The sequence below is a fragment of the Bacillus sp. SRB_331 genome, assembly GCF_003264175.1.
Classification (GTDB): domain Bacteria; phylum Bacillota; class Bacilli; order Bacillales; family Bacillaceae_G; genus Bacillus_A; species Bacillus_A mycoides.
Genome location: NZ_NADV01000055.1, coordinates 51836 through 58280, shown reverse-complemented (window position 1 = coordinate 58280; position 6445 = coordinate 51836). Strand labels below are relative to the sequence as shown.

The 6445-nt window shown below is 37.1% G+C and carries 5 protein-coding genes; all 5 read left to right on the top strand.

The window, feature by feature from the left end; translation table 11 throughout:
• The first annotated feature begins 265 nt into the window (after positions 1-265).
• The 5 genes from ctsR to radA all read left to right on the top strand — a co-directional run bounded on the left by ctsR (position 266) and on the right by radA (position 6443).
• Positions 266-727 carry a transcriptional regulator CtsR gene (ctsR, locus tag B5P42_RS29215; protein WP_002029353.1) on the top strand — a complete coding sequence of 154 codons (462 nt, stop codon included), beginning with the start codon at positions 266-268 and terminating at the stop codon, positions 725-727.
• Positions 728-896: 169 nt separating this feature from the next.
• Positions 897-1445 carry a protein-arginine kinase activator protein McsA gene (mcsA, locus tag B5P42_RS29210; RefSeq protein ID WP_002009823.1) on the top strand — a complete coding sequence of 183 codons (549 nt, stop codon included), beginning with the start codon at positions 897-899 and terminating at the stop codon, positions 1443-1445.
• A gap of 4 nt (positions 1446-1449) precedes the next feature.
• Positions 1450-2514, top strand: a complete 1065-nt coding sequence (gene mcsB / locus B5P42_RS29205) for a protein-arginine kinase McsB (protein WP_002169332.1) — start codon at positions 1450-1452, stop codon at positions 2512-2514.
• A gap of 22 nt (positions 2515-2536) precedes the next feature.
• Positions 2537-4972: an ATP-dependent protease ATP-binding subunit ClpC gene (clpC, locus tag B5P42_RS29200; protein ID WP_002009819.1), complete on the top strand. Its 2436-nt coding sequence runs from the start codon at positions 2537-2539 to the stop codon at positions 4970-4972.
• A 94-nt stretch (positions 4973-5066) separates the two neighbouring features.
• Complete coding sequence (gene radA / locus B5P42_RS29195; RefSeq protein ID WP_002009817.1) at positions 5067-6443, top strand: DNA repair protein RadA; 1377 nt, start codon at positions 5067-5069, stop codon at positions 6441-6443.
• Positions 6444-6445: the final 2 nt, after the last annotated feature.

The following is a 6445-nucleotide window of genomic DNA, read 5'->3' as shown; positions in this document are numbered from 1 at the left end:
GCGCCGATGGTAGTTGGGACCTTGTCCCTGTGAGAGTAGGACGTCGCCAAGCAAGATAAAAACACAAGTCTTTTGACTTGTGTTTTTTTGTGTTTCTTTTTACAATTCATAGTAATTTAAAAAATCTTTACTTAAAGAATCGTCCTTTTGATTAAAGACAGGGAAATGTGGCTAGGATAGTGAATAAGCAAAAGAGTTGCAAATTTTTTTAATACGTATATAATTAAAGTCAAAGATAGTCAAAGTCAATAAAGGTGGCGGATAAATGAGAAATATATCTGATATCATTGAGAAATATCTAAAGCAAGTTATTGACTTAAGCAATAATAATGCGATTGAAATCAAGAGGAATGAGGTCGCTGATCGATTCGATTGTGTGCCGTCTCAAATCAACTATGTAATCAATACCCGTTTTACGTTAGAAAGAGGATTTGTAGTAGAAAGTAAACGAGGTGGAGGAGGTTACATTCGCATTATAAAAGTCAAACTGCATGATGATATAGACATTATTGATCAAATGCTTCATATGATTGATCATAGCGTTGCACAAGGAAATGCTGAAAGTATGATTATACGTTTAATAGAAGAGGGGATTATAACAAATCGTGAAGCTAAACTTATGTTAAGCGTACTAGATCGTTCTGTATTATTAATGGATGTTCCTTCTCGAGATGAACTTAGGGCTCGAATATTATGCGCAATGTTAAGAACACTGAAATATAAATAAATATAACTTTTGTTAAGAATGATAGCTAAGATAATGCAGTTTAATATTGTAGGTATTTTGAAAGATGACATGTGCTTTTACTAAATGGATTAAGGAAAGAGAACAATCTAGTAATGTATGAAAAGTATCATGAGATAGATCGTTCCTGTTGTAAAGGTGGGGGATAGCGATGACTTGTCAAAACTGTAATATAAGACCAGCAACTTTACATTATACAAAAGTAATCAACGGAAAAAAGGCGGAAGTTCATCTTTGCGAGCAATGTGCAGAACAAAGTGGCTATACGTCTTTCTTTCAATCACCGCAGTCTAATTTTTCATTCCATGACCTATTAGCCGGATTATTGCATAGTGAACCAGCAATGTTTGAAGAAGGGCAAGATGCATTTTCAAATACAAATATATCAAGGTGTCCGAATTGTAAGATGACATATGAACAATTTACAAAAGTGGGACGCTTTGGATGTGCTTCTTGTTACGATACATTTAAGGGGCATTTAAAACCATTGTTAAAACGTCTTCACGGTGGGCATACGGATCATTGTGGAAAAATTCCTGAACGTATAGAAGGAAATATCTACTTAAAGAAAGAATTAGATGAACTAAAACTCAATCTGAAACAATATGTACAGAAAGAGGAATTTGAGAAAGCGGCTGAAGTACGAGATAAAATTCGAGGTCTTGTAAATCAGCTTAGTGAGCATAGAGAGGGGGAATAGTTCTATGTCACTGGACAGAATCATGAATGAAGCGATTAGTCCATGGATGAAGGGAGATGGCCCTGATTCTGATATTGTTTTAAGTAGTCGAATTCGTTTGGCTCGTAATTTTAAAAAATATCAATTCTCTACTATGCAAAACGAGGAAGAAGCTAAGCAGATTCATGAGTTATTTAAGAAGAAGTTTATAAAAAAACCTGTTGAACCTTTTGGGGAGTTTGAACTATTAAAAATGAATGAATTAAATCCTCTTCAAAGGAGAGTTTTAGTTGAGAAGCATTTAATTAGTCCAAATCTTGCAGGAACAGAATACGGAGCATGCCTACTATCAGAAAGTGAACATATAAGTATTATGCTTAATGAAGAGGATCATGTTAGGATTCAGTGCCTATTTTCAGGTTTACAGTTATCAGAGGCGCTTCAAAGTGCCAATCAAATAGATAATTGGATCGAGGAGCAGGTTGAATATGCTTTTGATGAATCGCTTGGATATATTACGAGTTGCCCCACTAACGTCGGTACAGGATTAAGGGCTTCGGTAATGATTCATTTGCCGGGACTCGTTTTAACGAAAAGAATTAACCGTATTATACAAGTAATTCAAAAATTAGGGTTAGTAGTAAGAGGAATATACGGTGAAGGTAGCGAAGCGTTAGGTAATATATTTCAAGTGTCAAATCAAATGACACTAGGGAAATCAGAAGAAGATATTATTGCAGATTTAAAGAGTGTCATTCAACAAATCATCCATCAAGAAAAAACGGCTAGAGAATTAATTGTACAAAATTCAAGCATTGAGCTTGAAGATAAAGTATATCGTTCTTACGGAATACTAGCTAACAGTCGTTTAATTCAATCTGCAGAAGCAGCCACTTGTTTATCAGATGTACGGCTTGGTATTGACTTAGGATATATACAAGGTATATCGAGAAATATTTTAACTGAGTTAATGGTTCTTACTCAGCCAGGCATTTTGCAACAATATGCAGGAGGACCTTTAGGACCAGAAGAAAGAGATTATCGAAGAGCAACCTTAATCCGTGAGCGATTACGAATTGAACAAAATTAAGCGCAAGTAGGAGGCGATTTCTATGATGTTTGGAAGATTTACAGAACGAGCACAGAAAGTATTAGCTTTATCTCAAGAGGAAGCAATTCGCATTGGGCATAATAATATTGGAACAGAACATATTTTACTTGGGCTTGTACGCGAAGGTGAAGGAATTGCAGCAAAAGCGTTAATTGCTCTTGGATTAAGTCCAGAGAAAGTTCAAAAAGAGGTAGAAGCATTAATTGGACGTGGAACGGAAGCTTCTCAAACAGTACATTACACACCTCGTGCTAAAAAAGTTATTGAGTTATCTATGGACGAAGCTCGTAAGCTAGGCCATTCCTACGTTGGAACAGAACATATTTTACTTGGTTTAATCCGTGAAGGTGAAGGTGTAGCAGCACGCGTTTTAAATAATTTAGGTGTAAGCCTAAATAAAGCAAGACAACAAGTGTTACAACTCCTTGGAAGTAATGAAGCTAGTTCAGGTCACCAGGGTGGTTCATCAACAAATGCGAATACACCTACACTTGACAGTCTAGCACGTGATTTAACAGTTGTTGCACGTGAAAATCGTTTAGATCCTGTTATTGGACGTAGTAAAGAAATTCAACGTGTAATTGAAGTGTTAAGCCGTAGAACAAAAAACAATCCAGTATTAATTGGAGAACCTGGTGTAGGTAAGACAGCAATTGCGGAAGGATTAGCACAGCAAATTGTAAATAATGAAGTTCCTGAAACTTTAAGAGATAAGCGTGTTATGACATTAGATATGGGTACAGTTGTTGCTGGAACAAAATATCGTGGTGAATTTGAGGATCGTTTAAAGAAAGTGATGGATGAGATTCGCCAAGCTGGTAACATCATTCTATTTATTGATGAGCTTCATACGTTAATTGGTGCAGGAGGGGCGGAAGGTGCAATTGATGCATCGAATATTTTAAAACCATCTTTAGCACGTGGTGAATTACAATGTATTGGTGCAACAACTTTAGACGAATATCGTAAATATATTGAAAAGGATGCGGCATTAGAAAGACGTTTCCAACCAATTCATGTTGATGAACCAAACTTAGAAGAATCAGTTCAAATTTTAAAAGGTTTACGTGACCGTTATGAGGCGCATCACCGCGTATCTATTACAGATGATGCAATCGATGCGGCTGTAAAACTTTCAGATCGTTACATTACAGACCGTTTTTTACCTGATAAAGCAATCGATTTAATTGATGAGGCTGCATCAAAAGTGCGCTTACGTTCTTATACAACACCGCCAAACTTAAAAGAGCTTGAAGTGAAGCTTGAGGAAATTAGAAAAGAAAAAGATGCAGCTGTACAAAGCCAAGAATTTGAAAAAGCTGCTTCCTTACGTGATATGGAACAACGTTTACGTGAAAAGTTAGAAGATACAAAGCGTCAGTGGAAAGAGAAACAAGGACAAGAAAACTCAGAAGTAACAGTAGAAGATATTGCAAATGTCGTTTCCACATGGACACGTATTCCAGTTTCTAAACTTGCACAAACAGAGACAGATAAATTATTAAACTTGGAATCAATTTTACATGATCGTTTAATTGGGCAGGATGAAGCAGTTGTAGCTGTGGCAAAAGCTGTTCGTCGTGCGAGAGCGGGATTAAAAGATCCGAAACGTCCAATTGGCTCATTTATTTTCCTAGGACCTACTGGTGTAGGTAAAACAGAACTAGCAAGGGCATTAGCGGAATCTATGTTCGGTGATGAGGATGCAATGATCCGCATCGATATGTCTGAGTACATGGAAAAGCATTCTACTTCTCGTTTAGTTGGATCTCCTCCAGGATATGTTGGATATGAAGAAGGTGGACAATTAACAGAGAAAGTTCGTCGTAAGCCATATTCAGTTGTCTTATTAGATGAAGTAGAGAAAGCTCATCCTGATGTGTTTAATATTTTACTACAAGTATTAGAAGATGGCCGTTTAACAGATTCTAAAGGACGTACAGTTGATTTCCGTAATACAATTGTTATTATGACGTCTAATGTTGGTGCAGACGCATTAAAACGTAATAAACATCTTGGATTTAACGTACAAGATGAGAGCCGCGATTATTCAGATATGAAAGGTAAAGTAATGGATGAATTGAAAAAAGCATTTCGTCCAGAATTCTTAAACCGTATTGATGAAATTATCGTGTTCCATATGCTTGAGAAAAAACATATTCAAGAAATTGTAACTCTTATGGTGAATCAGTTAGTGAAACGCTTAAAAGAACAAGAGATTGAATTGCACTTAACAGAAGGAGCAATTTCAGCAATTGCTGATAAAGGATTTGATCGAGAGTACGGTGCTCGTCCGCTTCGTAGAGCAATTCAAAAACATGTAGAAGATAGACTATCAGAAGAACTGTTAAAAGGTGCTATTGAGAAAGGACAAAAAGTTATCTTTGATATAGAAGGAGAATCATTTGTCATTCATAGTGCGGAAAAGGTAAAATAAGTATAGACAAACAAAGAGGGCTACGCGATAGCCCTCTTTCTTGTACGAGAAGGATAAACGTTTGTAGATGAAAGTGAAGTGAACTATAAAAGATATGGCTAAAAAGAAAACAAAATTTACATGTCAAGAATGTGGTTATCAGTCGCCAAAATATATGGGGAAATGTCCTGGATGTGGTCAATGGAATACGCTTGTTGAAGAGATGGAACCAGTTGTATCATCAAGACGCCTTAATTATGCCAATGCAATTCAATCAGAAGTAACAAAACCAAGACGCTTAACAGAGGTAGAAACAAAGTCTGAGGCGCGTATTGAAACGAAATTTCAAGAGTTTAACCGTGTACTTGGTGGCGGGATTGTAGATGGATCTTTAGTACTTATTGGTGGAGACCCTGGGATTGGGAAATCAACATTGTTATTACAAATTTCATCGCAATTAGCAGATTCTTCATATGATGTACTATACATATCAGGTGAGGAGTCAGCAAAGCAGATCAAACTGCGTGCAGATCGTTTGCATGTAAAGGGTAGTAATCTATTTGTTGTAGCAGAGACTGATTTACAGAGAATTGCAGCGCACATTGAAGAGATGAATCCAGCTTTTGTTGTTATTGACTCCATTCAGACGATACATTTACCTGAAGTGACGTCAGCCCCAGGGAGTGTAACGCAAGTACGTGAATGTACAGCGGAATTAATGAAACTTGCAAAGACGAAAGGGATTCCTATTTTTATCGTCGGACATGTGACAAAAGAAGGGGCAATTGCAGGACCACGTATGCTAGAACATATGGTTGATGCAGTTCTTTACTTTGAAGGAGATCGTCACCATACATATCGTATTTTGCGAGCTGTGAAGAATCGTTTTGGTTCCACAAATGAAATGGGTATCTTTGAAATGAAGGAACTAGGTCTTGCAGAAGTACTAAATCCTTCTGAAATTTTCCTTGAGGAACGTCCAGTTGGAGTTGCAGGATCCACAGTGGTTGCTTCAATGGAAGGAACAAGACCGGTTTTAGTAGAAATACAAGCATTAATCTCCCCTACTAGTTTTGGAAATCCTCGAAGAATGGCGACGGGAATTGATCATAACCGCGTTTCACTTATTATGGCAGTGCTAGAAAAAAGAACAGGTTTATTGTTGCAAAATCAAGACGCATATTTAAAAGTTGCGGGTGGCTTGAAATTAGATGAACCAGCAATCGATTTAGCTGTCGCCTTAAGTATTGCTTCAAGTTTCAGAGATAAAGCTACTGCACCAGCCGATGCGGTAATAGGAGAAGTAGGCCTAACTGGAGAAATAAGAAGAGTATCAAGAATTGAACAACGTGTACAAGAAGCAGCGAAATTAGGATTTCAACGTGCTATTATTCCTAGAAAAAATTTGGGAGGATGGACAATTCCAGATGGGATTGAGGTAGTAGGTGTTTCTAATTTAGGAGAAGCGCTTCGTTTGACATTAGGAGGCTAGGC